Raw genomic sequence first — 26,435 nt, forward strand, 5'->3', positions numbered from 1 at the left:
AATGCGTTTGTTGGGGCGTCGCCAAGCTGGTTAAGGCACGGGATTTTGATTCCCGCATACGCAGGTTCGAATCCTGCCGCCCCAGCCATCTCCTTGAGAGATGGCATGCACACCCCCTTCACTCATTCCAAGAGGTTCTCTGTGGATACGTCCACCCCGATGCTGTTTACCGGCAACGCGCACCGCGTGCTTGCCGAAGATGTCGCCCAGCGCCTCGGCGTACCGCTCGGCAAGGCGCTGATCGGTCGCTTCAGCGATGGCGAAGCGCAGATCGAGATCGAAGAAAACGTACGTAAGCAGGAAGTGTTCGTCATTCAGCCGACGGGCGCGCCCAGCGCGGAAAACCTGTTCGACCTGCTGGTACTGGTGGATGCGCTGAAGCGCGCGTCGGCCGCCAGCGTCACGGCGGTCATGCCGTATTTCGGCTACGCCCGCCAGGATCGTCGCCCGCGCTCGGCTCGCGTGCCGATCACGGCCAAGCTGGCCGCCAAAATGATCGCCACGGCGGGCGTCGACCGCGTTCTCACGGTCGATCTTCACGCCGATCAGATCCAGGGCTTCTTCGATATCCCCGTGGATAACGTTTACGCCTCGCCCGTGTTGCTGGCCGACATCTGGCGCCACCACAGCATGGACGACCTGATCGTGGTCAGCCCGGACGTCGGTGGCGTGGTTCGCGCCCGCGCCCTGGCCAAGCGCCTCGACGACGCCGATCTGGCGATCATCGACAAGCGCCGCCCCAAGGCCAATGTGGCCACGGTCATGAATATCATCGGCGACGTGGAAGGCAAGACCTGCGTCCTGGTCGACGATATCGTCGATACCGCCGGCACCCTGTGCGCCGCCGCCGCCGCCCTGAAGGAAAAGGGCGCCCGCCGGGTCGTGGCATACTGTGTGCATCCGGTGCTCTCGGGCGCCGCGATTTCCAATATCGAGAACTCCCAGCTGGATCAGCTGGTGGTGACCAATACGCTCCCCCTGCGCGCCGATGCGCTGGGATGTGCGAAAATCCGCCAGTTGTCCGTCGCGGAACTGCTTGCCGAGACCATCCGGCGCATCGCTTTCGGCGAATCGGTCAGCTCGCTCTATATCGACTGAGTTTCACGGCTTCCCTGGTCGCGGGGAAGTCGCACCAACCACCGCGAGGTGGTTTTTATCAACGAGGCAACACCCATGGCAACGAATCACAACATCAAGGCGGAAATCCGCAAGGACGAGGGGAAAGGTGCGAGCCGCCGCCTGCGTCGTGCGGGTTACGTCCCGGCAGTCGTCTACGGTTCCAACCAGGAGCCGCAGAGCATCCAGATCCTGCACAACACGATCCTCCTCGCTTACCGCGACGAGTCGTTCGCATCGTCGGTCCTCGATCTGGACATCGACGGCAAGGTGCAGAAGGTGCTCGTGCGCGACCACCAGAAGCATCCGTTCAAGCAGCTGATGCTGCACATGGACTTCCTGCGCATCAACGAGAACGAAGCTATCCGCGTCGCTATCCCGGTTCACTTCCTGAACCAGGAAAAGTCGCCGGCTGGCAAGACCGCGGGTCTGGTGATTTCGCACAACCTCACGGAAGTCACGGTTTCGTGCCTGCCGAAGGACCTGCCGGAATTCCTCGAGCTCGATCTGGTCGACCTGAAGGCTGGCGACATCATCCATCTTTCGGAAGTGAAGCTTCCGAAGAACGTCGTGATCCCCGAGCTGGCGCTCGGCAAGGAACACGATGTCGCCGTCGTCACCGTGGCGTCGGTCAAGGAAGAAGTCGATGCCGCTCCGGCCGAGGCTGCTGCCCCGACCGAAGAAAAGCCGGCCGACAAGAAGTAATCGGCGGTGGCCCGTGCGTCTGGTACGTCGCGGGCCACCTTCGTTTCTTCGTAAAGCATGGCGGGACTTCGTCTCATCGTCGGCCTCGGCAATCCCGGGGCCGAATACGTCAGAACCCGGCACAATGCCGGGTTCTGGTTTGTTGACGCCCTGGCAATGGACCAGGGAGAACGTTTCGGATTCGACGGCAAGCTGCATGGCGAGATCTGCAAGCTGCGTATCGACGGAGAAACGGTCTGGCTGCTGAAGCCCTCGACCTTCATGAATAAAAGCGGCATCGCCGTTGCATCGGCGCTGCGCTATTACAAGATCGCTCCCGAAGAGTGTCTCGTCGCCCACGACGAACTCGACCTCGATCCGGGTACGGTGCGCCTCAAGTTCGATGGCGGACACGGCGGCCAGAACGGCCTGCGCGATATCGTGGCCCATCTGGGGCACGGCAAGTTTCACCGGATGCGTGTCGGCATCGGCCATCCTGGCCACAAGGACAAAGTCACGCCGTGGGTGCTCGGGCGCCCGTCGGTCGCTGACGAAGACGCGATCATGCAAGGCATCGGCCGCGCGTTCGACGTGCTGCCGCTGGCAATCGAAGGTCGCTTCGACGAAGCGATGAAGCGGTTGCATACGAAGGCCTGAGGCCTTCATCTCTCACTCTGATTCTGGACGTCCCATGGGCATCAAATGCGGCATCGTCGGTCTGCCTAACGTCGGCAAGTCCACCCTGTTCAACGCCTTGACCAAGGCGGGTATCGCAGCGGCCAATTTCCCGTTCTGCACGATCGAACCGAATACCGGCATCGTGCCTGTGCCCGATCCCCGCCTGGAAGCGCTGTCGACCATTGTGAAGCCGCAGCGCGTGGTTCCCACGACCATGGAGTTCGTCGATATCGCGGGCCTCGTTGCGGGCGCGTCGAAAGGCGAGGGCCTGGGTAACAAGTTCCTCGCGCATATTCGCGAAGTCGACGCGGTTGCCCACGTCGTACGCTGCTTCGATGACGGCAACGTCATCCACGTGGCGAACAAGGTCGATCCCATCGCGGACATCGAGACGATCGATACCGAGCTGGCGCTGGCGGACCTTGAGTCGGTCGCGAAGGCGCTGGATCGCGCCACGCGCGCCGCCAAGGCCAACGACAAGGAAGCGATGGCGAAGAAGCCGGTGCTTGAAAAGTTGCAGGCCGGTCTCGATGCGGGCAAGTCCGCGCGTTCGCTGGGGCTGGATGCGGACGAGAAGGCACTCGTCCGCGACCTGTTCCTGATCACCATGAAGCCGCTGATGTACATCGCGAACGTCGCGGAAGACGGTTTCGAGAACAACCCGCACCTGGACGCCGTACGTGCGCACGCAGCGACCGAAGGTGCCGAGGTGGTGCCGGTCTGTGCCGCGATCGAAGAAGAGCTCTCGCAACTGGACGACGCCGACCGCGACGAATTCCTTGCCAGCCTGGGCATCGACGAGCCGGGCCTCAATCGCGTGATTCGCGCGGGCTACCGCCTGCTGGGCATGCAGACGTATTTCACCGCCGGCGTGCAGGAAGTGCGCGCATGGCAGCTGCGTGCGGGCTCCACGGCACCGCAGGCGGCGGGTGTCATTCATACCGACTTCGAGCGTGGTTTCATTCGCGCCGAAACGATCGGCTACGACGACTTCGTTACGTATAAGGGCGAGGCTGGCGCGAAAGAAGCGGGACGGCTCCGTCTGGAAGGCAAGGAATACATCGTGAAGGAAGGCGACGTGCTGCACTTCCGGTTCAATGTCTGATTGAAAAAAGGGTTCTTCACGCATTATCGGGGCGGGCTCGGCTTTGCCATCGCTTTCGCCGTAGCACTCGGACGCTTCGCGAAGAGCCGTCGGCCACCGCCCTCGACGCTCCGGCTTCACCGTCGCTCGGGAAGGGATAGCCGCTGCGCGGCTGGTGTTCTATGGCTGCGCCCCGTCGCGCCCGCGCGGCGGGCGGGGGTTTTCGATTCGGCTCCTGCCTCAGCGAAAACGGCGGACCGTCCTGGTCCGCCCCCTTCGGGCCTTGTCCGCCCGCCGCGCTCGGTTCCGCAAGTCGCGTCGAGGGCGGTGGCCGACGGCTCTTGCGAACGTTGCTGTTACGTGGAGGAAGGCAGCGCGTGACGCAGGACCGGTGGTGACCGTATCCGGTTCGGTTCCGTCACGTGCTTGGCTCGCGCTCTGCCTACAGCAAACCGCAGTGGCCGGTGCCGTGGCCGGGTTGGCCCTTGGGGCCGCCTTAGCCGAGGGCCGCGATGACTAGTGACGGAGCGAAGTGGCACTACGGCCCGCTCCCGCAGGGACGGCGCCGAAGGCCCCAAGGGCCAACCCGGTCGCGGCCTCCCCAACGCACAAGCGTGAGGCGGCCAAGTCACGAATAACACGAGCCACCCCGCGGCTGTCTTTAAATCAAAGAACGGCCAGACGACGCGTCAGGTTGTTCCCGCAGTGCGTGAAGAACCTTTTTCATGCTTGCGCGACGGTGACTGCGCAATCATGCAACCCCTCGTCCCTTGATGACGCGGTCGATCAGCCCCCATTCCTTCGCTTCCTCCGCTGTCATGAAGTGGTCTCTGTCGAGGGAGCGCTCGACGTCCTCATAGGTGCGTCCGCAATGCTCGGCATAAAGCTGGATGACACTACGCTTGGTCCGTTGCATTTCTTCGGCCTGGATGAGGATGTCCGATGCCTGCCCTTGAACGCCGCCTAGCGGTTGATGGACGTGCAGACTCGCGTTGGCGAGTGCTGTCCGCTCGCCGGGCTCGCCCGCCATCAGCAGAAACGAGCCCATGGAGCGGGCCGTTCCCATGCATAGCGTGTGCACCGGCGCTTTGATGTAGCGCATGGTGTCGTACATGGCGAAGCCGCTTGTAATGACGCCGCCGGGCGAATTGATGTACAGATGGATGGGTTTTTCCGGGTTCTCGGCTTCCAGGAAAAGGAGCTGCGCGCAAATCAATGCGGATATCTCGTCGTTGACTTCGCCGCTCAGGAAGACGATGCGCTCGCGCAGAAGCCGCGAATAGATGTCGAAGGACCGTTCTCCCCGGCTGGACTGTTCGACGACCATAGGGACGAGTTGCATCGCTTCGCGCATGGGCGAACTCCTGTTCTTCGGATGTGTTGTTGGCTCAAGGCGTCAGGCGGCGCACAAGAGGTAGGGCCGGCTGTCGTTCGCGGCTGTCTGCGCGTGGCGCACCAGTCGCGCGTCGTCCAGCCCATGGATGATTCTGAGTACGGTACCGCCAACGGCATTGGGACCGACTTGAAGCGTCACGATGCTTTCGAGGAAGGGCGGCTCGTCGTCCCGCATCCTGTAGCGAATTTCCTCGCCTGGCGTCGAAGAAACGGGCTCGACATCGGCCAATGCTTCTGTTGGCAGCCATTTCTCGCGAAACGCAGGGATGCTGATTGCCCGCCAGACTTTCTCGGGCGGCGAATCGAGTTCGTACTCGAGCACGACGTCCTTCGTCTGCGCTTTGGTCCCGAGGTCGTTCATTGGTCCATGTCCTTCAGCAACGCTTTCAATGTGTCGACCCGTGCCGGCCAGTAGGCGCGATACTTCGCCAGCCATCGGACCACGAGCAGCAGGCCCTCTGGATCGACCTCGTAATTGACGAATCGGCCTTGCCGTTCTTCGCGCACCAGCTTTGCATTGCGCAGAACCGAAAGGTGCTGAGACATGGCCGATTGACTGATCTCCATGCCTTCCCGCAAAGCACTGGCGTTCATGCTGCCGATCGCCAGTTTTCCGAAGATCGTGCGGCGGGTGGGGTCGGCCAGGGCTTTGAAGATGTCGTTTTCGATCATGGCGTCACATTAGCGAGTACTTATTTAATTGGCAAGCGTTCCGCGCGCCGGGCTGACGTTGAAGGGAAGTGGTTTGTCGGTAGGTGAGTAGTGCGCCGGGTAGTTATTCGGTTGTCGGCGGCAAATCCGTTCGCCCGGTGACTTGCCGCTGCATCAGATCCAGGTACTGGTCCAGCTCCGCGATGTCCGCGAATACCTCCGCGACGGGTACTGCCTTCACGATGTCGAAAACCTTGCGCACCTGCGGCTGCGGGTTGAGCAACAGCGTGCGGCCGTCCCGGTCGTGCATGGCCTTGCGCAACTGCGCCAGACTGCGCAAGCCCGCGCTGCTGATGTATTCCAGTCCGCTGAGATCGAGTACCAGCGTGCCGCCGTTGTCGACCATGGGCGTGACGTCGCGCATCGCTTCGTCGAATTGCGAGTAGGTCTCCGCGTCGAGCCGGCCGTCCAGCCAGACCGTGCTCCTCTTGGGGGTGGGGCTCTCGCTGCGGAGATTCAGGATCATGCGGGGGTTTCTTCCGAAAGGGATTGATCGAAACGGATGACGACATGGTTGCTGTCGCCGTCGCGTGAGTAGTGCATGTCGCTTGCGATGCTGCGTGCCAGATGAACTCCCAGGCCGCCGACCGCATCGTGTTGCGCGAGGTCGCCTGGAAGTTCCGGCGTCTCGATGCCCAGCGGGTTGAACGGCATGGCGTCGTCGCGCAGTTCCACTGTGACGGTGGGCGGCCTGATTTCGAGCTTTATGGCGATGGAGCCATCCCGCCCGTCCGGATAACCGTGACGTACGGTATTGACCATCAGCTCTTCCAGTACCAGCCGGATATCGGCGCGGAACGACGGATCGAGGGCGGCCTTATCCAGCGCATCCTCGGCATGATCGAGCGCGTCGAATACTTCGTGCAGACGATTACGAATGTGCAGCCGCATCGATGCGAACCCCCTCGCTTCGTGCCTCGCGCCAGGTAAGGGCCAGCAACGCGATGTCGTCGTAGGGCGCGCGACCTTCCACGTAGGTATCCACGTCGCTCAGTACGCGGTCGACATAAGCCTCGGGTGCCGAACCTTCCTCGACGCGTGCCACGCTATCGAGCAGGGATTGGGAGCCATACAAGCGCTGACGGTCGTTATGGGCCTCGCTGACGCCGTCGGTGTACATAAGAACCGTGTCGCCCTCCAGCAGTGTAAGCACCCGGACAGGGTAGCTGGCCTCGCTGTCGAGGCCGAGCGCGGGCCCTGTCTCCACATCGACAAGATTGGTGGTGCCGCCGGCGTGCAGCACCGGCTGTTCGTGTCCCGCGCTGGCGAGCGACAGCATGCCTGTTTCGGTTTCGATCACGCCGCATAGCAGCGTAACGAACATGCACGTGTCGTTGTCCTTGCACAGTTCGCGATTCAGTACGGCAAGAATGTCGCGTGGAGAGCGCGCATGCGTGGCCACCGTTCGGGCAAGCGTGATCGTACGGGCCATGAATAAGGCTGCGGGAATGCCCTTGTCCGATACGTCGCCGACCATCACGCACAGATGATCCGCACCGAGCATGAAATAGGCGTACAGATCGCCACCCACGGCGCTGGCCGGCTGAAGGGTGGCGTAAAGTTCGAGCTTGCCGTTGTCGGCGACGTAGTGAGGTTCGGGTAGCAGGGCGAGCTGGATCTGTCTTGCGATTTCCAGCTCGCTGGCCATGCGGGCCTGGTCGCGCGCGCTACGTTTGGCGCCTTCGATATGCACCGCCAGCTGCCGGCGCATATCGTCGAATGCGCGGTTGAGACGGGCCACCTCATCGTCGCCGCGCAACGTGGGTAGCGCGAAATCCAGCTCGCCGCGCGCGACATGTTCGGCACGGTCGGCCAGTACGCCGAGGGGTGCCATCAGCCGGCGCGCGAGCAGGATCGCGATAAGGAAGACGCCGAAGAGGGTGAGGGCGCCAAGTCCTGCGTCGACTAGAAAATTGCGCCGGACACCGGTGAATATCTGGCGCTCGGGTACGACCAGTCCGAAGGTCCAGCGGGTTCCGTTTACGGGAACGAAATACACCCACACGGGTTCGCTGATGCGGCCGCTTTCCTCGGGAGTCAGGCGTACCGGTGCGCCCTTGCTGTTCGCCAGGGCGCTCAGGAGCGCGGTGCTGCCGCGCGTGCTGATGTAGGAGGTCCATTCGTGCGCGAGGAAGTCGCCGTTTCCGTCCAGCACGAACGCGTACGCATGTGGCGTTTTTTCCAGTTCGCCCAGAACCGCCTGCAACCAGTCGATGCTGACGGTGACATCGGCGACGCCGATCACCGGTATGTTCTTGCCCGGTATCGCCACCGAATAACCGATCAGCGTCTGTTCGCGCTCGACGGAGCGAAAGGGTGGTTGCCAGCAGCCCCTGTCGCAATTCAGTCCACGTATGAACCATGGAGCGGACCAGTAGAGTTCGGGTTCGCCCACGCGACTGGCGAGGGTGATCCGTCCGTCCTTCGCACGTCTGGCCACGGGTGCGTCGTCTTCGCGCAGGGTCGTGTTGTCGCGTGGCACGAAGGCTGCGGTGATATTCACGATGTCCGGATTCGACGCCAATGCGTCGCGGATCAGTCCCTGTGCCTGGTCGCGCCGCGTGCCCAGCATGCCGGCGAGAACCCGGCCCACGTCGCCCACGCCGTCGATCCGGTTCTGGATGCGTTGCGCCGCTCCGGAGGCCAGGGCGGTGTACTCGCGCTGGGTCTGGTCCAGTACCTGCTCTCGTGTATGGACGAGCAGCAGTCCGCCCGTGGTCAGCATGACGATCGCCGATCCGAGTACGACGCCCATCGCCAGTCGAGATGCCACGCTGTGCAACACCATCGTAGTGTTCCCCCGGGGCTTACCGCGAATCTAAGCGAGCCTGCGACGCTCGGCAAGCGACATCGCAAGGCATAATGCGGGTTTGACATCATGAGGTCGGGAGATGCCGGGTACGCAGCGCGAGGTCAATTTTCGCTTTCTGGCCCAGCCGACGGATGTGAATTTCGGCGGCAAGGTCCACGGCGGCATGGCCATGAAATGGCTGGATCAGGCGGGTTATGCCTGCGCGGTGGGTTGGAGTGGGGCGTACTGCGTCACCGCATCGGTCAGCGGTATCCAGTTCCTGGGGCCCATTCTCATCGGCGATCTCGTCACGGTGCGGGCAAGGCTGATCCATACGGGTACCTCGAGCATGCACCTGGCGGTGGATGTGCTTGCGCGCGATCTGCGCAGCGGCGACGAGCGGCTGGCCACCAGTTGCGTGATGGTTTTCGTGGCGCTGGATCGCCCGGATGGCGGCCGGCCGACGCCCGTTCCGTCCTGGGTGCCGAAGGGGGACGACGATCTGCGCCTGCAGGAATACGCGCTGAAATTGATGGAGATGTCGCGGGCGATGGAACCCCTCGTGACCGCGATCCGGCAAAAACCCGCGATATAAATCGCCGGACAGGCTTCCCAACGAGCGAGTGCATGGATACACTTCGCGGCTGCCTGGCGACTCCCCGTCCGTCAGGCTGTCGTTAGCGCGCCAAGCCTTGTCATTCGCACGTTCTCGATACGTGTAGAACTGTTGACAGTTTCACGGGCGCTCGCGACAATAGGCGTTCTTTGTTGGAGGGATACCCAAGCGGCCAACGGGGGCAGACTGTAAATCTGCTGGCTTACGCCTTCGGTGGTTCGAATCCACCTCCCTCCACCAGACGAGTTCCGCGCAGTGCGGGAGTAGTTCAATGGTAGAACTTCAGCCTTCCAAGCTGATTGTGCGGGTTCGATTCCCGTCTCCCGCTCCATTGAAGCTTCGCGCGTTGCGTACAGTGCTCATGTAGCTCAGTCGGTAGAGCACTTCCTTGGTAAGGAAGAGGTCGCTGGTTCGATTCCAGTCATGAGCACCACTTCACGATACCGATTCGGTTTTATTTTCATTACTTATTGACTCCATTGGGGTTTAGCGCGCATGGCAAAGAAAACGTTCGAACGCACCAAGCCGCATGTCAACGTCGGCACCATCGGTCACGTCGACCACGGCAAGACGACCCTGACGGCGGCTCTCACCAAGCTCGGCGCTGATCGCTTCGGTGGCGAATTCAAGGGTTACGACGCGATCGACGCGGCCCCGGAAGAGAAGGCTCGTGGTATCACGATCTCGACCGCCCACGTCGAATACGAATCGCCGAACCGTCACTACGGTCACGTCGATTGCCCGGGCCATGCCGACTATGTGAAGAACATGATCACGGGTGCGGCGCAGATGGATGGCGCGATCCTGGTTTGTTCGGCCGCCGACGGCCCGATGCCGCAGACCCGCGAGCATATCCTGCTCTCGCGTCAGGTCGGTGTGCCGTACATCGTCGTGTTCCTGAACAAGGCCGACATGGTCGACGACGCCGAGCTCCTCGAGCTCGTCGAGATGGAAGTGCGCGAACTGCTGTCGAAGTATGATTTCCCGGGCGACGACACTCCGATCATCGCGGGTTCCGCGCGTCTGGCGCTGGAAGGCGACCAGTCGGACATCGGTGTTCCCGCCGTCATCAAGCTGGTCGATGCGCTCGACAGCTGGATTCCCGAGCCGGTGCGCGACATCGACAAGCCGTTCCTGCTGCCGGTCGAAGACGTGTTCTCGATTTCGGGTCGCGGTACGGTTCTGACCGGTCGCGTCGAGCGCGGTATCGTCAAGGTCGGTGATGCGGCTGAGGTGATCGGTCTGAAAGCCACCCAGACGACAACCGTTACGGGCGTTGAGATGTTCCGTAAGCTGTTGGATCAGGGTCAGGCCGGCGACAACGTCGGCGTGCTGGTTCGCGGCCTGAAGCGTGAAGACGTCGAGCGTGGTCAGGTTCTGGCCAAGCCGGGTACCGTTACGCCGCATACCGACTTCGAGGGTGAGGTGTATATCCTGTCGAAGGACGAGGGTGGTCGTCACACGCCGTTCTTCAGCAACTATCGCCCGCAGTTCTACTTCCGTACCACCGACGTCACCGGCTCGATCAAGTTGCCGGAAGGTGTCGAGATGGTGATGCCGGGTGACAACGTGAAGTTCTCCGTCTCGCTTGGCTTCCCCATCGCCATGGACGAAGGTCTGCGCTTCGCGATTCGTGAAGGTGGCCGTACTGTCGGCGCCGGCGTGGTCTCGAAAATTACCAAGTAAGATAAGTGATGCCGGCCCGCGTAAGCGGATCGGCACCCGGTCGCGAGGCGGGTAAGTCGGAAGACTGCCGCCATCGCGTTTACCCTGTTTTATCAGTACGCCAGTAGCTCAATTGGCAGAGCAGCGGTCTCCAAAACCGCAGGTTGGGGGTTCGAGTCCCTCCTGGCGTGCCATTCCAGAGGACCAAGGGTGGGTGACGAAGGACGATCGTGAGGCCTCGTGCCCCAGGCGTCCAGACGGTACCCGCCCAAGTGCGCATGAACACTAAGGCAGAACAAGCCAAGGGTATGGGTCCCGCCGACATCGGCAAGCTTGCGCTTGCGTTCGTCGTGCTCGCCGCGGGTATCGTCGGCTTTTACTATTTCAGTAACGACGCCAGTGTGCCGCAGGCCGCGCGCGTGGTTGGCGTTATCGCGGCCATCGTGGCCGCATTCGCAATCGGCGCCTTCACCCAGCCGGGTCGCAAGCTGCGCGTTTTCTTCGCCGAATCCCAATTCGAGCTGCGCAAGGTCGTCTGGCCGTCGCGCGACGAAACGCTGAAGACCACTGGTATCATCATCGTGGTTGTCATCATTCTCTCGCTGCTGATGGGGCTGATCGACTTCTTGCTGAAGACGGTCGTGCTCGATTGGCTGCTTAAGCTCGGACATTGAGGTAAGGCATGAGCAAGCGCTGGTACGTGGTTCACGCCTATTCTGGTTTCGAACATCAGGTCAAGCGCGCGCTTGACGAGCGCATTAAGCGCGAAGGCATGGAAGAAAGATTCGGTGAAATCCTGGTTCCGACCGAGGAAGTCATCGAGATGCGCGGCGGCCAGAAGCGTCGCAGCGAGCGCAAGTTCTTCCCTGGTTATGTCCTGGTCCAGATCGAAACCGATACCACTGGCAAGTCGCCGCGTATCGACGACGAAAGCTGGCATCTGGTCAAGGAAACCCCGAAGGTCATGGGTTTCATCGGTGGTACGGCGGACCGTCCGCTGCCTATCCGCGACAGCGAAGCCGACAATATTCTCAGTCGCGTTCGCGAGGGTGTAGAGAAGCCGCGTCCCAAGGTGCTTTTCGAGCCGGGCGAAATGGTCCGTGTTACCGAAGGCCCGTTCAACGATTTCAACGGTGTGGTTGAGGAAGTGAACTACGAAAAGAGCCGTCTGCGTGTCGCGGTGCTCATTTTCGGTCGCTCGACCCCGGTCGAACTCGAATTCGGTCAGGTGGAGAAGGCCTGACGGCCAGCTCCTTCGGCACAGGGTTTGCTTAAGCCCGGCCGGATGCCTATAATGCTCGGTTCACGCTGGCGCCTTTCGGCCCGGCGTGTCCGTGTTTCAGGGGTTCGCAGGCAGCGGACTCCAGGTATTCAGGGAAGTCTTACAGCGAGGAGCCTCACTGGCGCCTGAACTCGCGAGGATCGTCAAATGGCAAAGAAAGTCATTGGTTACATCAAGTTGCAGGTAAAGGCCGGTCAGGCCAACCCGTCGCCGCCGGTGGGCCCCGCCCTCGGTCAGCGCGGTCTGAACATCATGGAATTCTGCAAGGCGTTCAATGCCGCCACGCAGAAGCTGGAGCCGGGTCTTCCGATCCCCGTGATCATCACGGCCTATTCCGACCGTACCTTCACCTTCATTACGAAGACCCCGCCCGCCACGATCCTTCTCAAGAAGATCACCGGCGTCGCGAAGGGTTCGCCGAAGCCGAACACCGATAAGGTGGGCAAGGTCACCCGTGCCCAGCTGGAAGATGTTGCGAAGCAGAAGGAGCCGGATCTCACGGCTGCCGATCTGGATGCCGCCGTGCGTACGATCGCCGGCAGCGCGCGCAGCATGGGTCTGGTAGTGGAGGGTTAAGACATGGCAAAGCTCACGAAGCGTATGAAGGCGGCAACGGCCGCTGTGCAGCACGGCAAGACCTACGGTCTCGACGAAGCGCTGAAGATCGTCAAGGATAACGCCAAGGCCAAGTTCGCCGAGTCGGTGGACGTTTCGGTCCGCCTGGGTATCGACGCGAAGAAGTCCGACCAGGGCGTTCGTGGTTCCTCGCTGCTGCCGCACGGTACCGGTAAGACGATCCGCGTCGCGGTGTTCGTACCGGCTGGCGAAAAGGCCGACGCGGCTCTTGCCGCGGGCGCCGACGCCGTCGGTATGGACGACCTGGCCGAGAAGATGGCCGCTGGCGATCTGAACTATGGCCGCGTCATTGCTACCCCGGACGCGATGCGCGTCGTCGGTAAGCTCGGTCAGTTGCTCGGTCCCCGTGGCCTGATGCCGAACCCGAAGGACGGCTCGGTCACGGCCGACGTCGCCACGGCGGTCAAGAACGCCAAGGCGGGTCAGGTCAAGTTCCGTAACGACAAGGGCGGCATCATTCACGCCACGATCGGCAAGGCCGGCTTCGACGCCGCCCAGCTGGCCGACAACCTGAATGCTCTGATCGCCGATCTGCTGAAGGCCAAGCCGGCTGCCGCCAAGGGCCAGTACCTCCAGAAGATCTCGCTGTCGAGCACGATGGGCGTGGGTGTCGCTGTCGATACGTCGACCGTCACCACCAAGTAAGAATCAAGTCCCGCGCCGGCACTGTCCGGCGTGGGCATGTTTTTGAAGGCAGCCCCGATCGAAAAATCGAGGTCGCCGTCAAAGACCGCAGGCGCTATCAGCGCGCGACGACGACGAGCAAGGAGCTCGTGTAGGCATGGAAACGCCGTCGTCGCTAGCGGGATCGCTTAATCGGGTTTCTTGCAAATCCGGCCTGCGCAGATGGTGCTGCCCCTTCTGGAATCGTGTTTTCTGGAAAGGCCACCACCCGGGACACCCCGTGTCCCCGACGTCACGGATGGCGTCGCTCAGGACCGCAAGCGGCAGGAGCCGTAAGCGGAGTTCATTTGGAGGAGTGCAATGGCTCTCAATCTGTCTCAGAAGCAAGAAGTAGTCGCCGAGCTGGCAGAAGTCGCGGCTAAGGCTCACTCCTTGATCGCCGCCGAGTACGCAGGCACCACGGTCTCTCAGATGACCGCGATGCGTAAGAAGGCTCGCGAGTCAGGCGTTTTCTTGAAAGTTGTCAAGAACACGCTGGCTGCGCGCGCTGTGGGTGGTACCGAATTCGAGGTCGTCAAAGACGCCCTGGTCGGTCCGCTCCTGTATGCGTTCTCGCTCGAGGAACCCGGTGCAGCCGGGCGCCTGATCAAGGAATTCGCGAAGACCAACGACAAGCTGATCGCGAAGGTCGTGTCGGTGGAAGGCAAGCTGCTTCCGGCCGCGCACGTCGACGTGCTGGCCTCGCTGCCGACCCGTCAGGAGGCCTTGGCCATGCTGGCGCGCGTTCTGTCCGAGCCGGCCGCGATGTTCGCCCGCGCTGTCAAGGCAGTGGCCGACAAGCAGGGTGGCGGCGATGTTGTCGCCGAAGCCCCGGCTGAAGCCGAGCCCGCCTAAGTTCGCCGACTATTCAATCGAATCAATTTCCAGAGGTTAATCAAATGTCCCTTTCCACCAACGATATCGTTGAAGCCGTTGCCGCCAAGTCGCTCATGGAGATCATGGAGCTGGTGAAGGCGATCGAAGAGAAGTTTGGCGTTTCGGCTGCCGCTCCGGTTGCCGCTGCTGCTGCCGGCCCGGCCGCAGCCGCTGTCGAAGAGCAGACCGAGTTCGACGTCATCCTGAAGTCGGCTGGCGACAAGAAGATCGACGTCATCAAGGTCGTCCGCGCCATCACGGGTCTCGGCCTGAAGGAAGCGAAGGATCTGACCGAAGCCGGCGGCACCGTGAAGGAAGCCGCCAGCAAGGACGATGCTGCGAAGTTCAAGAAGGATCTCGAAGCTGCCGGCGCCACGGTCGAACTGAAGTAATCGACGCCTTGGGCGTCGTTTATTCGACCTAGCGTCAAGCAAGCCTGGGGGCGTAAGCCCCCGGGCTTTGCCTGTTCCGGAAAGAAGTTGTGTTTTTGTCCGTCGGTAATGGGACATCGGGATTCACCCGATTCCCGATCTCCGATTACCGATTTCATCATTAGCCGGTGTCTGCACCACCGGCGTCACTGCGAACCGAGGCGGCTCCCACCATGACCTACTCGTTTACCGAGAAGAAGCGCATCCGTAAGGATTTCGGCAAGCGGCCCCCTGTACTGGGCGTGCCCAACCTGCTGACGATCCAGACCGACTCGTATAAGGAATTCCTGCAGGAGCAGACCGCGCCCAAGCAGCGCGAGGAAAAGGGTCTGCATGCCGCGCTGAAGTCCGTCTTTCCGATTTCCAGCTATTCCGGCAACGCCGCCCTCGAGTACGTTGAGTACCGTCTGGGCGAGCCGGCGTTCGACGAGCGCGAGTGCCGCAACCGCGGCATGACGTTCGGCGCGCCGCTGCGCACGACCGTGCGCCTTGTCATTTACGACAAGGACAGCCCGGCGTCGAAGAAGGCCGTGAAGTACGTGAAGGAACAGGAAGTCTACATGGGCGAAATTCCGCTCATGACCGACACCGGCACCTTCATCATCAACGGCACCGAGCGCGTTATCGTCTCGCAGCTGCATCGTTCGCCGGGCGTGTTCTTCGATCACGACCGCGGCAAGACGCACAGCTCGGGCAAGCTGCTGTTCTCCGCGCGCGTCATTCCTTACCGTGGTTCGTGGCTCGATTTCGAGTTCGACCCGAAAGATGCGCTGTTCACGCGTATTGACCGTCGCCGCAAGCTGCCGGTTACGGTGCTTCTGCGTGCGTTGGGTTACAACAACGAAGAGATTCTCTCGATCTTCTTCGAGCACAACGTATTCCACCTCGGCAAGAAGGGCGGCACCACGCTGGACCTCGTCGCCGAGCGTCTGCGCGGTGAAACCCTCTCGTTCGACCTCATGCTCGACGGCAAGGTGCTGGTCGAAGCCGGCAAGCGCATCACCGCGCGTCACGTTCGCCAGCTCGCCAGCGAAAAGATCACGACGCTCGAAGTACCGGACGACTATCCGGTCGGTCGCATCGTCGCTCTCGACATGGTCGACAAGGAAACGGGCGAAGTTATCGCCGCGGCGAACGACGAGATCACGCTCGACCATCTCGAGCGCTTCCGCAAGGCCGGTATCGAAACGATCCCGACCCTGTACGTGAATGATCTCGATCGCGGCGCGTACATCTCGAACACGCTGCGCATCGACAACACGCGCACGCAGCTCGAAGCCCTGGTCGAAATCTACCGGATGATGCGTCCGGGCGAGCCGCCGACCAAGGATGCCGCGCAGAACCTGTTCTTCAATCTGTTCTTCACGTTCGACCGTTACGACCTTTCGGCCGTCGGCCGCATGAAGTTCAATCGTCGCGTGGGTCGCAAGGACGTTCTCGGTCCTGGCGTGCTCTACGACCACAAGTACTTCAGCGAGCGCAAGGAAGAAGAGTCGCAGCGTCTGGTCGCCGAGCAGGGCGAGACGTCGGACATTCTCGACGTGCTGCGCGTGCTCATCGATATCCGTAACGGTATCGGAACGGTCGACGACATCGATCACCTCGGCAACCGTCGCGTCCGTTCGGTCGGCGAAATGGCCGAGAACACCTTCCGCATCGGCCTCGTCCGTGTGGAACGTGCCGTGCGCGAACGTCTGTCGCTGGCCGAATCCGAAGGCCTGACCCCGCAGGAACTCATCAACGCCAAGCCCGTCGCGGCCGCGGTGAAGGAATTCTTCGGTTCGTCGCAGCTTTCGCAGTTCATGGATCAGAACAACCCGCTGTCCGAAGTGACCCATAAGCGTCGTGTATCGGCGCTTGGGCCAGGCGGTCTGACGCGTGAGCGCGCCGGCTTCGAAGTGCGCGACGTTCATCCGACCCATTACGGTCGCGTCTGCACCATCGAAACGCCGGAAGGCCCGAACATCGGTCTGATCAACTCGCTGGCCGTGTACGCCCGCACCAACGCTTACGGCTTCCTCGAGACGCCGTACCGCAAGGTCGAAAACGGCAAGGTCACCGACAAGGTCGATTACCTCTCCGCGATCGAAGAGGGCGACCACGTGATCGCGCAGGCGAACTCGCCGCTGACGAAGGAAGGCAAGTTCATCGAGGACTTCGTCTCCTGCCGTTTCCGTGGTGAATCCGAGCTGCGTCCGTCGGCCGAGATCAACTACATGGACGTCTCGCCGATGCAGACCGTTTCGGTCGCCGCGGCGCTCGTCCCGTTCCTCGAGCACGATGACGCGAACCGCGCGCTCATGGGCGCGAACATGCAGCGCCAGGCCGTTCCGACCCTGCGCAGCCAGAAGCCGCTCGTCGGCACGGGCATCGAACGCGCCGTGGCGCGCGACTCGGGCGTCACCGTGTCCGCCAAGCGTGGCGGCGTCATCGACCAGGTCGATGCCGCACGTATCGTCGTGCGCGTCAACGAAGTCGAAGTGGGTGACAACGACGCCGGCGTGGATATCTACACGCTGACCAAGTACACCCGCTCGAACCAGAACACCAACCTCAACCAGCGTCCGCTGGTAAACGTGGGTGACATCGTTGCCGTGGGCGACACGCTGGCCGACGGTTCGTCGACCGATCTGGGCGAGCTCGCGCTCGGCCAGAACATGCTCGTCGCGTTCATGCCGTGGAACGGTTACAACTTCGAAGACTCGATCCTCATCTCCGAGCGCGTCGTGCAGGAAGATCGTTACACCTCGATCCACATCGAGGAAATGACCTGTATCGCACGCGACACGAAGCTGGGCGCGGAAGAAATCACCGCGGACATCCCGAACGTGGGCGAGCAGGCGCTCGCACGCCTCGACGAGTCCGGCATCGTGTACATCGGTGCGGAGGTGAAGGCGGGCGACATCCTCGTCGGCAAGGTCACGCCGAAGGGCGAGAGCCAGCTGACGCCGGAAGAAAAGCTCCTCCGCGCGATCTTCGGCGAAAAGGCTTCGGACGTTAAGGACAGCTCGCTGCGCGTGCCCCCGGGCATGGACGGCAATGTCATCGACGTACAGGTCTTCACCCGCGACGGCATCGAAAAAGACAAGCGCGCCAAGCAGATCGAAGAAACCGAACTGAAGCGTATCCGCAAGGATCTCGACGACCAGTTCCGCATCCTCGAGGGCGCGATCTACGCCCGTATGCGCAGCCAGCTGAACGGCAAGACCGCGATGAGTGGCCCGGGTGGTCTGAAGCGCGGCGCCGTCATCGACAACGCGTACCTCGACACGCTGAAGAAAGACGACTGGTTCAAGGTCAACGTCAAGGAAGAGGACGTCGCCGAATTCCTCGAGCGCGCGGCCGATCAGGTCAAGCGCCACAAGGAGGCCTTCGAGAAGCGCTTCAAGGAAAAGCAGGGCAAGATCACCCAGGGCGACGACCTCGCTCCGGGCGTGCTCAAGATGGTGAAGGTGTACCTCGCCGTTAAGCGCCGCATCCAGCCGGGCGACAAGATGGCCGGCCGTCACGGTAACAAGGGTGTCGTGTCGATGATCGTTCCGGTCGAGGACATGCCGTTCTCCGCCGACGGTCGTCCGGTCGACATCGTGTTGAACCCGCTGGGCGTGCCTTCGCGTATGAACATCGGTCAGATCCTCGAAGTCCATCTGGGCTGGGCCGCCAAGGGCCTGGGCCACAAGATCGAGCGCATGATCGAAGCCAACGAGAAGCCCGCGAAACTGCGCGAGTTCCTCGACGAGGTCTACAACCACGGCAACGCCGGTGCGGAAGGTGCGGTGCGCCACGTCGACCTGAAGTCGATGACGGACGCCGAGATTGTGGAGCTCTCCAACAACCTGTGCGACGGCGTGCCGATGGCTACGCCGGTCTTCGATGGTGCGGAAGAGTCCGAGATCAAGCACATGCTTAAGCTGGCGGACCTGCCGGAATCGGGTCAGACGACGTTGTTCGACGGTCGTACCGGCGAAGCATTCGATCGCCCGGTCACCGTGGGCTACATGCACATGCTGAAGCTGAACCACCTGGTCGACGACAAGATGCACGCGCGTTCGACCGGTCCGTACTCGCTCGTCACCCAGCAGCCGCTGGGTGGTAAGGCGCAGTTCGGTGGTCAGCGCTTCGGCGAAATGGAAGTCTGGGCGCTCGAAGCATACGGTGCGGCATACACGCTGCAGGAAATGCTCACCGTCAAGTCGGACGATGTGCAGGGCCGCAACCAGATGTACAAGAACATTGTCGACGGCAACCACGAGATGTCGGCGGGTATGCCGGAATCCTTCAACGTGCTCGTGAAGGAAATCCGTTCGCTCGCTATCGACATCGAGCTGGAAGAGATCAAGTGATCGTCGCGGCTACCGGAGATTACGCATGAAAGACCTGCTCAATCTGTTCAACCAGCAGCGACAGACGCTGGATTTCGACGCGATCAAGATCGCTCTGGCTTCGCCGGAGCTGATCCGCTCGTGGTCGTTCGGTGAAGTCAAGAAGCCGGAAACCATCAACTACCGCACGTTCAAGCCTGAGCGTGACGGTTTGTTCTGCGCCGCGATCTTCGGACCGGTCAAGGACTACGAGTGCCTGTGCGGCAAGTACAAGCGCATGAAGCATCGTGGTGTGGTTTGCGAGAAGTGCGGCACGGAAGTGACGCTGGCCAAGGTGCGTCGCGAGCGCATGGGCCACATCGAGCTTGCCAGCCCGACGGCGCACATCTGGTTCCTGAAGTCGCTGCCGTCGCGCATCGGCCTCATGCTGGACATGACGCTGCGCGACATCGAACGCATCCTGTACTTCGAAGCGTTCGTCGTGATCGATCCAGGCCTGACCGCGCTTGAGCGCGGCCAGCTGCTCAGCGAAGACCAGTACCTGGAAGCGACCGAAGAGCACGGCGACGAGTTCGATGCCCGCATGGGTGCCGAGGCCGTCTACGAGCTGCTGAAGAGCCTCGACCTGCCGGGCGAAGTCATTCGCCTTAAGGAAGAGATCACGTCGACCAATTCCGAGACCAAGCTCAAGCGCCTCACGAAGCGCGTGAAGCTGATCGAGGCGTTCCTGGAGTCGGGCAACAAGCCGGAATGGATGGTCATGACCGTCCTTCCCGTGCTGCCGCCCGATCTGCGCCCGCTCGTCCCGCTGGACGGTGGCCGTTTCGCAACGTCCGATCTGAACGACCTGTACCGCCGCGTCATCAACCGTAACAACCGCCTGAAGCGTCTGCTCGAACTCGCTGCGCCCGACATCATCGTGCGTAACGAAAAGCGCATGTTGCAGGAATCGGTCGATGCGCTGCTCGACAACGGCCGTCGCGGTCGTGCCATCACCGGCACGAACAAGCGCGCGCTGAAGTCGCTGGCCGACATGATCAAGGGCAAGCAGGGCCGCTTCCGCCAGAACCTGCTCGGCAAGCGCGTCGACTACTCCGGCCGTTCGGTCATCGTGGTCGGCCCGACGCTGAAGCTGCACCAGTGCGGCCTGCCGAAGAAGATGGCGCTCGAGCTGTTCAAGCCCTTCATCTTCGCGAAGCTGCAGGCGCGTGGCGAAGCCACGACGATCAAGGCCGCGAAGAAGCTCGTCGAGCGCGAAGAAGCGCAGGTGTGGGACATCCTCGAGGACGTGATCCGCGAGCATCCCGTCATGCTGAACCGTGCACCGACGCTGCATCGTCTGGGTATCCAGGCGTTCGAGCCGGTGCTGATCGAAGGCAAGGCGATCCAGCTGCATCCGCTCGTCTGTACGGCATTCAACGCCGACTTCGACGGTGACCAGATGGCCGTCCACGTGCCGCTGTCGATCGAAGCCCAGCTCGAAGCCCGCGCGCTGATGATGTCGTCGAACAACATCCTGTCGCCCGCGAACGGCGAGCCGATCATCGTGCCGTCGCAGGACGTGGTCCTGGGTCTGTATTACATGACCCGCGAGCTCATCAACGCGAAGGGCACCGGCATGGTGTTCGCGAACGTCGCCGAGGTTCGTCGTGCATACGACAACCGCGCCGTCGAACTGCACGCCAAGGTCAAGGTCCGCGTTCGCCTGGTCGAACTGGCCGAGGAGGGCGGTGCGCTCTCCGAGCGTGTGGCCATCGTCGATACGACGGTCGGTCGCGCGCTGCTCATGGAAATCATCCCGAGCGGCCTGCCGTTCGCGCTGGTCAACACCGAGCTGACCAAGAAGAACATCTCGCGCCTCATCAACCAGAGCTACCGTCTGCTCGGTCTGAAAGAGACCGTCGTGTTCGCCGATAAGCTGATGTACACGGGTTTCCGCTTCGCTACGCGTGCGGGTATCTCGATCGGCATCGACGACATGAAGATCCCGGCCGAGAAGAAGGGCATCCTCGAGGAAGCCGAGAAGGAAGTCGTCGAGATCCAGGAGCAGTACCAGTCGGGTCTCGTGACCGCCGGCGAGCGCTACAACAAGGTCGTCGACATCTGGTCCCGCACCAACGAACTCGTCGCCAAGGCGATGATCGACGGTATCGGTACCGAGAAGGTCGTCGATGCCGATGGCAAGACGGTCAACCAGAAGTCCATGAACTCGCTGTACATCATGGCCGACTCCGGTGCGCGAGGCAGTGCGGCGCAGATTCGTCAGCTGGCCGGTATGCGTGGCCTGATGGCCCGTCCCGATGGCTCCATCATCGAGACGCCCATCAAGGCGAACTTCCGCGAAGGTCTTAACGTTCTGCAGTACTTCAACTCCACCCACGGTGCCCGTAAGGGTCTCGCGGATACGGCGCTGAAGACGGCGAACTCCGGTTACCTGACCCGTCGTCTCGTCGACGTGGCCCAGGACGTCGTCATCACCGAGCACGATTGCGGCACGGAAGACGGCGTCATGATGGCCCCGATCGTCGAAGGCGGCGACGTGGTCGAGCCGCTGCGCGAGCGCGTCCTCGGTCGCGTGGTCGTCGAAGACGTCTACGCCCCGGGTGACGACGATCAGGCGATCGTCACGCGCGACACGCTGCTGGACGAAGGCCTGGTCGACAAGCTCGACAAGGCCGGCGTGCAGCTGATCAAGGTGCGTTCGCCGATCACCTGCCGCGCGAGCCACGGTGTCTGCGCCCTGTGCTACGGCCGCGATCTGGCTCGTGGTCACCTGGTCAACATGGGTGAGGCCGTGGGCGTTGTCGCCGCACAGTCCATCGGTGAGCCGGGTACCCAGCTGACGATGCGTACGTTCCATATCGGTGGTGCGGCTTCCCGTGCCGCCGCCGTGGATAACGTCACCGTCCGCACCACCGGCGCGCTGAAGTTCAACAACCTGAAGTCGGTCGAGCATTCGCAGGGTCACCTGGTGGCCGTGTCGCGTTCGGGCGAAGTCAGTGTCATCGACGTCAACGGTCGCGAACGCGAGCGCTACAAGGTGCCTTACGGCGCAACGATCTCGGTCAAGGACGGCGATCCGGTCAAGGCCGGCCAGACCGTAGCCAACTGGGATCCGCATACCCATCCGATCGTCACGGAAGTGGCCGGTGTGGTTCGCTTCATCGATTTCATCGACGGCATCACCGTGCAGTCGCAGACCGATGAACTGACGGGTCTGGAAAGCGCGGTCGTCACCGATCCGAAGCGTCGCGGTACGCAGGCGAAGGATCTGCGCCCGATCGTGCGCCTGGAAGACAGCAAGGGCCGTGAGCTCAAGCTGCCGGGTACCGATATTGCCGCGCAGTACTTCCTGCCGGCCGGTGCGATCGTGTCGATCCAGAACGGCGCCGAAGTGGGCGTGGGCGACGTCGTCGCCCGTATCCCGCAGGAAACGTCGAAGACCCGCGATATCACCGGTGGTCTTCCGCGCGTCGCCGATCTGTTCGAAGCCCGCAAGCCGAAGGAGCCGGCGATCCTCGCGGAGCGCTCGGGTATCGTCAGCTTCGGCAAGGACACCAAGGGCAAGCAGCGTCTCATCATCAAGGATGTGGACGGCAACGAGCACGAAGAGCTGATTCCGAAGTGGCGTCAGGTCATCGTCTTCGAAGGCGAGCATGTGGAGAAGGGCGAAACCGTCGTCGACGGCGAGCCGAATCCGCATGACATCCTGCGCCTGCTGGGTGTGGAGCCGCTGGCTTCGTACCTGGTCAAGGAAATTCAGGACGTCTACCGTCTGCAGGGCGTGAAGATCAACGACAAGCACATCGAAGCGATCATTCGCCAGATGCTCCGCAAGGTCGAGATCAGCGAGGCTGGCGACAGCAATTACCTGCGCGGCGAGCAGGTCGAGCGTGTCCGGATCAACGGCGAAAACGAGCGTGCGGAAGCCCGTGGCGAGCGTCGTGCGGAGTTCGATTCGGTCCTGCTCGGCATCACCAAGGCGTCGCTGGCTACCGAGTCGTTCATCTCGGCGGCCTCGTTCCAGGAGACCACCCGCGTCCTTACCGAGGCGGCGGTCCGTGGCACGCGCGACACGTTGCGTGGCCTGAAGGAAAATGTTATTGTTGGGCGGCTAATCCCTGCGGGCACGGGTCTGGCTTATCACGCTGCGCGTCGTAACCAGGGCGGTCTTACCGCCTCGGAGCTCGAAACCCTCTCGGGTTCGGCTTCGGTTGCCAGCTTCGCAGAAGCTCCCGCCGGGTCCAACGATAGCGCCGAGTAAAGCCCGTTAGGGCAGTGCTCGTACATACGAAATGAGGCGCATGGAGGCGCCTCGTGTTCGGTTCATGGATGATGGGTGTCGGTCTGCCTGGCAGACGACCCATGTTAACAACCCGCTTCCTGGCAGACCGAGCCTTCGGTCTGCCTTTATGTTTCTCAGGAATAGCTTCGCATGACGACAGTCAACCAGTTGGTGCGCAAATCCCGCAGCCCGAAAGCGTATAAGAGCGCTTCCCCGGCCCTGCAGAGCAGCCCGCAGCGCCGCGGTGTTTGCACGCGTGTTTATACGACCACCCCGAAGAAGCCGAACTCGGCCCTGCGTAAGGTTGCCAAGGTGCGCCTGACCAATGGTTTCGAGGTCATCAGCTACATCGGTGGCGAAGGTCACAATCTGCAGGAGCACTCGGTTGTTCTGATCCGTGGCGGTCGCGTCAAGGATCTTCCGGGTGTGCGTTACCACACGGTTCGCGGCAGTCTCGACTGCGCCGGCGTGACCAAGCGTCGCAAGTCGCGCTCGAAGTACGGCGCCAAGCGCCCGAAGAGCTGAGCAAAGGACAAGAATTATGTCGCGTAAAGGTTCCCATCCCGCCCGTGTGGTCCTCCCGGACCCGAAGCACGGAAGCCAGCTTATTGCCCGCTTCATCAATATGGTGATGAAGAGCGGCAAGAAGTCCGTAGCCGAAAGCATCGTTTACGGCGCCCTGCAGCACATCGGCGAAAAGCACGCCGAGCCGGTGCAGCTCGTCGAGAAGGCTTTGGCGAATATCGCCCCGGCCGTCGAGGTTAAGTCCCGTCGTGTCGGCGGTGCCACGTACCAGGTTCCGGTCGAAGTGCGTCCGGGTCGTCGTATGGCTCTTGCCATGCGCTGGGTGATCGATTCCGCGCGCAAGCGTGGTGAGACGTCCATGCCGCGCAAGCTTGCCGCTGAACTGCTCGAGGCCTCGGAAAGCCGCGGCGGCGCAGTGAAGAAGCGCGAAGAGACGCACCGCATGGCGGAGGCCAACAAGGCCTTCTCGCATTACCGCTGGTAATCACAGCTTAGATTTCGAGGAAAGACCGTGGCACGCACTACGCCCATCGACCGCTACCGCAACTTCGGCATCATGGCTCACATTGATGCCGGTAAGACCACGACCACGGAACGCATCCTGTTCTACACCGGTGTCAGTCACAAGATTGGCGAAGTGCACGACGGTGCGGCCACGATGGACTGGATGGAGCAGGAACAGGAGCGTGGTATCACCATCACGTCCGCTGCTACCACCTGTTTCTGGAAGGGCATGGATGGCCAGAAGGAGCAGCATCGCTTCAACATCATCGACACCCCGGGACACGTCGACTTCACCATCGAAGTCGAGCGTTCGTTGCGCGTGCTCGATGGTGCGGTGTTCGTCCTGTGTGCCGTCGGTGGCGTTCAGCCGCAGTCCGAGACGGTGTGGCGTCAGGCCAACAAGTACAAAGTGCCGCGTCTTGCCTTCGTCAACAAGATGGACCGCACCGGTGCGAACTTCAACAAGGTCGTCGACCAGCTGAAGGCGCGTCTCGGTGCCGTTGCCGTTCCGATGCAGGTGCCGATCGGCGCCGAAGAAAACTTCGAAGGCGTGATCGATCTTCTGAAAATGAAGGCGATCATCTGGGACATGGAATCCCAGGGCATGAAGTTTAAGTATGAAGAGATTCCGGCGAGCCTGCAGGGCACGGCGGACGATGCGCGTGCCTTCATGGTCGAATCCGCTGCCGAAGCGGACGAAAACCTGATGAATAAGTACCTCGAAGAGGGTGAGCTCAGCGAAGCCGAGATCACTTTCGGTCTTCGTACGCGCGTGCTGAAGAACGAGATCATCCCGGTTTACTGCGGTACGGCGTTCAAGAACAAGGGCGTGCAGGCCATGCTCGACGCCGTCGTCGAACTGCTGCCGTCGCCGTCGGATCGTCCGCCGGTCGAAGGCGTCGACGACGATGAGAAGCCGGACACCCGCAAGGCTGACGACAAGGCGCCGTTCTCGGCATTGGCGTTCAAGATCATGACCGACCCGTTCGTTGGCTCGCTCACGTTCTTCCGTGTTTATTCGGGCGTTCTCGAAGCCGGCAGCGCGGTGTACAACCCGGTCAAGGGCAAGAAAGAGCGCGTCGGCCGTATTCTGCAGATGCACGCCAACGAGCGTCACGAACTGAAGGAAGTCTGCGCGGGCGACATCGCCGCCGCGGTCGGCCTGAAGGACGTTACGACCGGTGACACGCTGTGCGCGCAGGATCACATCATCACTCTCGAGCGCATGACGTTCCCGGAGCCGGTGATCTCGATGGCTGTCGAGCCGAAGACCAAGTCGGACCAGGAAAAGATGGGCGTCGCCCTCGGCCGTCTGGCCGCGGAAGATCCGTCGTTCCGCGTTCGTACGGACGAAGAATCGGGTCAGACGATCATCTCGGGCATGGGCGAGCTTCACCTGGACATCCTGGTGGACCGCATGCGTCGCGAGTTCAACGTCGAGGCCAACGTCGGCAAACCGCAGGTTGCTTACCGCGAGACGATTCGCTCGCTCGACGTCAAGTCGGATTACAAGCACGCCAAGCAGTCCGGTGGTAAGGGTCAGTACGGTCACGTCGTGATCGAGATGTCGCCGATCAGCGATGCCGATCGTGCGGATCCGAAGATCGCTGCGTCGATCAAGGACGACTTCCTTTTCATCAACGACATCACGGGTGGCGTGATTCCGAAGGAATTCATCCCATCGGTCGAAAAGGGTCTGCGCGAAACCATCACCAGCGGTCCGCTGGCTGGCTTCCCGGTCGTTAACGTGAAGGCCAAGCTCGTCTTCGGCTCCTACCATGACGTCGACTCCTCGGAAATGGCGTTCAAGCTCGCCGCTTCCATGGCCTTCAAGCAGGGCTTCAACAAAGCCAGCCCGGTTCTTCTCGAGCCGATCATGAAGGTCGAGATCGTGACGCCCGAAGACTATATGGGCGACGTGATGGGCGACATCAGCAAGCGTCGCGGCATGCTTACCGGCCAGGAAGATACGCCGTCGGGCAAGACGATCGATGCTGAAGTCCCGCTGGGCGAAATGTTCGGTTACGCGACGACCATTCGCTCGCTGACTCAGGGTCGCGCGACGTTCACGATGGAATTCCTCAAGTACGCCGAGGCTCCCGCGAACATCGCCGAGCAGGTCATGAAGAAGGGCTGATCGCCCCTGTCTTTAACAGTCTAAGTATCAGATA

The 26,435-nt window shown here is 61.8% G+C and carries 23 protein-coding genes and 5 tRNA genes; 22 read left to right on the forward strand and 6 right to left on the reverse strand.

Annotation, left to right across the window (positions count from 1 at the left end; genetic code table 11):
- Positions 1–11: 11 nt before the first annotated feature.
- The 5 genes from AC3IR3_RS04930 (at position 12) to ychF (ending at position 3,583) form a co-directional block, all read left to right on the forward strand.
- Positions 12–88 (forward strand) — tRNA-Gln (locus AC3IR3_RS04930).
- 71 nt (positions 89–159) lie between these two features.
- Entirely contained in the window at positions 160–1,098 is a 939-nt protein-coding gene (locus AC3IR3_RS04935; RefSeq protein ID WP_489196883.1) for a ribose-phosphate diphosphokinase, read from the forward strand.
- Between the two features lie 75 nt (positions 1,099–1,173).
- A complete protein-coding gene (locus tag AC3IR3_RS04940) occupies positions 1,174–1,821 on the forward strand; it encodes a 50S ribosomal protein L25/general stress protein Ctc (RefSeq protein ID WP_489195894.1) in 648 nt (215 codons plus the stop codon).
- Positions 1,822–1,878: 57 nt separating this feature from the next.
- Positions 1,879–2,457 (forward strand): aminoacyl-tRNA hydrolase, encoded by a 579-nt coding sequence (gene pth, locus AC3IR3_RS04945; protein WP_489195895.1) that lies wholly within the window; start codon positions 1,879–1,881, stop codon positions 2,455–2,457.
- A 34-nt stretch (positions 2,458–2,491) separates the two neighbouring features.
- On the forward strand, positions 2,492–3,583 hold the full coding sequence (ychF, locus tag AC3IR3_RS04950) for a redox-regulated ATPase YchF (RefSeq protein ID WP_489195896.1): 1,092 nt from the start codon (positions 2,492–2,494) through the stop codon (positions 3,581–3,583).
- Between the two features lie 730 nt (positions 3,584–4,313).
- On the opposite strand, the gene AC3IR3_RS04955 is transcribed toward ychF, so the two are convergent.
- The 6 genes from AC3IR3_RS04955 to AC3IR3_RS04980 all read right to left on the reverse strand — a co-directional run bounded on the left by AC3IR3_RS04955 (position 4,314) and on the right by AC3IR3_RS04980 (position 8,441).
- Complete coding sequence (locus AC3IR3_RS04955) at positions 4,314–4,916, reverse strand: ATP-dependent Clp protease proteolytic subunit (RefSeq protein ID WP_489195897.1); 603 nt, start codon at positions 4,914–4,916, stop codon at positions 4,314–4,316.
- A gap of 42 nt (positions 4,917–4,958) precedes the next feature.
- Positions 4,959–5,318 (reverse strand): SRPBCC family protein, encoded by a 360-nt coding sequence (locus tag AC3IR3_RS04960; RefSeq protein ID WP_489195898.1) that lies wholly within the window; start codon positions 5,316–5,318, stop codon positions 4,959–4,961.
- Positions 5,315–5,629, reverse strand: coding sequence for an ArsR/SmtB family transcription factor (locus AC3IR3_RS04965; RefSeq protein ID WP_489195899.1), 315 nt, complete (start codon positions 5,627–5,629; stop codon positions 5,315–5,317). Before AC3IR3_RS04965 ends, AC3IR3_RS04960 begins: the two co-directional genes overlap by 4 nt.
- A 103-nt stretch (positions 5,630–5,732) precedes the next feature.
- A complete protein-coding gene (locus AC3IR3_RS04970) occupies positions 5,733–6,134 on the reverse strand; it encodes an STAS domain-containing protein (RefSeq protein WP_489195900.1) in 402 nt (133 codons plus the stop codon).
- Positions 6,131–6,559, reverse strand: a complete 429-nt coding sequence (locus tag AC3IR3_RS04975; protein ID WP_489195901.1) for an ATP-binding protein — start codon at positions 6,557–6,559, stop codon at positions 6,131–6,133. The genes AC3IR3_RS04970 and AC3IR3_RS04975 overlap by 4 nt, the downstream gene beginning before the upstream one ends.
- Positions 6,540–8,441: a SpoIIE family protein phosphatase gene (locus tag AC3IR3_RS04980; RefSeq protein ID WP_489195902.1), complete on the reverse strand. Its 1,902-nt coding sequence runs from the start codon at positions 8,439–8,441 to the stop codon at positions 6,540–6,542. The genes AC3IR3_RS04975 and AC3IR3_RS04980 overlap by 20 nt, the downstream gene beginning before the upstream one ends.
- A 118-nt stretch (positions 8,442–8,559) precedes the next feature.
- On the opposite strand from AC3IR3_RS04980, the gene AC3IR3_RS04985 reads away from it, so the two are divergent.
- The 17 genes from AC3IR3_RS04985 (at position 8,560) to fusA (ending at position 26,401) form a co-directional block, all read left to right on the forward strand.
- Positions 8,560–9,054: an acyl-CoA thioesterase gene (locus tag AC3IR3_RS04985; protein WP_489195903.1), complete on the forward strand. Its 495-nt coding sequence runs from the start codon at positions 8,560–8,562 to the stop codon at positions 9,052–9,054.
- Positions 9,055–9,229: 175 nt separating this feature from the next.
- Positions 9,230–9,315: transfer RNA gene (locus AC3IR3_RS04990), tRNA-Tyr, on the forward strand.
- 17 nt (positions 9,316–9,332) lie between these two features.
- A tRNA-Gly gene (locus AC3IR3_RS04995) sits at positions 9,333–9,406 on the forward strand.
- 26 nt (positions 9,407–9,432) lie between these two features.
- A tRNA-Thr gene (locus tag AC3IR3_RS05000) sits at positions 9,433–9,508 on the forward strand.
- Between the two features lie 62 nt (positions 9,509–9,570).
- Complete coding sequence (tuf, locus tag AC3IR3_RS05005) at positions 9,571–10,761, forward strand: elongation factor Tu (protein WP_489195904.1); 1,191 nt, start codon at positions 9,571–9,573, stop codon at positions 10,759–10,761.
- 97 nt (positions 10,762–10,858) lie between these two features.
- Positions 10,859–10,934 (forward strand) — tRNA-Trp (locus AC3IR3_RS05010).
- An 84-nt stretch (positions 10,935–11,018) separates the two neighbouring features.
- Positions 11,019–11,414, forward strand: coding sequence for a preprotein translocase subunit SecE (gene secE, locus AC3IR3_RS05015; protein WP_132146709.1), 396 nt, complete (start codon positions 11,019–11,021; stop codon positions 11,412–11,414).
- 8 nt (positions 11,415–11,422) lie between these two features.
- Positions 11,423–11,983: a transcription termination/antitermination protein NusG gene (nusG, locus tag AC3IR3_RS05020; RefSeq protein WP_132146706.1), complete on the forward strand. Its 561-nt coding sequence runs from the start codon at positions 11,423–11,425 to the stop codon at positions 11,981–11,983.
- Positions 11,984–12,169: 186 nt separating this feature from the next.
- The gene (gene rplK, locus AC3IR3_RS05025; protein ID WP_132146703.1) at positions 12,170–12,598 is read left to right on the forward strand and encodes a 50S ribosomal protein L11; all 429 of its coding nucleotides are present in this window, start codon (positions 12,170–12,172) and stop codon (positions 12,596–12,598) included.
- Positions 12,599–12,601: 3 nt separating this feature from the next.
- Positions 12,602–13,303 carry a 50S ribosomal protein L1 gene (rplA, locus tag AC3IR3_RS05030; protein ID WP_489195905.1) on the forward strand — a complete coding sequence of 234 codons (702 nt, stop codon included), beginning with the start codon at positions 12,602–12,604 and terminating at the stop codon, positions 13,301–13,303.
- Positions 13,304–13,642: 339 nt separating this feature from the next.
- Positions 13,643–14,176: a 50S ribosomal protein L10 gene (rplJ, locus tag AC3IR3_RS05035; protein ID WP_489195906.1), complete on the forward strand. Its 534-nt coding sequence runs from the start codon at positions 13,643–13,645 to the stop codon at positions 14,174–14,176.
- A 44-nt stretch (positions 14,177–14,220) separates the two neighbouring features.
- Positions 14,221–14,589, forward strand: coding sequence for a 50S ribosomal protein L7/L12 (gene rplL / locus AC3IR3_RS05040; RefSeq protein ID WP_489195907.1), 369 nt, complete (start codon positions 14,221–14,223; stop codon positions 14,587–14,589).
- 212 nt (positions 14,590–14,801) lie between these two features.
- Positions 14,802–18,971, forward strand: a complete 4,170-nt coding sequence (gene rpoB, locus AC3IR3_RS05045; protein WP_132146691.1) for a DNA-directed RNA polymerase subunit beta — start codon at positions 14,802–14,804, stop codon at positions 18,969–18,971.
- Positions 18,972–18,996: 25 nt separating this feature from the next.
- Positions 18,997–23,214 carry a DNA-directed RNA polymerase subunit beta' gene (gene rpoC / locus AC3IR3_RS05050; protein ID WP_132146688.1) on the forward strand — a complete coding sequence of 1,406 codons (4,218 nt, stop codon included), beginning with the start codon at positions 18,997–18,999 and terminating at the stop codon, positions 23,212–23,214.
- Positions 23,215–23,385: 171 nt separating this feature from the next.
- Positions 23,386–23,760 carry a 30S ribosomal protein S12 gene (gene rpsL, locus AC3IR3_RS05055; protein ID WP_036115505.1) on the forward strand — a complete coding sequence of 125 codons (375 nt, stop codon included), beginning with the start codon at positions 23,386–23,388 and terminating at the stop codon, positions 23,758–23,760.
- Positions 23,761–23,776: 16 nt separating this feature from the next.
- Entirely contained in the window at positions 23,777–24,244 is a 468-nt protein-coding gene (gene rpsG, locus AC3IR3_RS05060; RefSeq protein ID WP_183422943.1) for a 30S ribosomal protein S7, read from the forward strand.
- A 27-nt stretch (positions 24,245–24,271) separates the two neighbouring features.
- On the forward strand, positions 24,272–26,401 hold the full coding sequence (gene fusA / locus AC3IR3_RS05065; RefSeq protein ID WP_489195908.1) for an elongation factor G: 2,130 nt from the start codon (positions 24,272–24,274) through the stop codon (positions 26,399–26,401).
- Positions 26,402–26,435 lie beyond the last annotated feature (34 nt).

Source organism: Luteibacter sp. GL_149, from assembly GCF_057834065.1.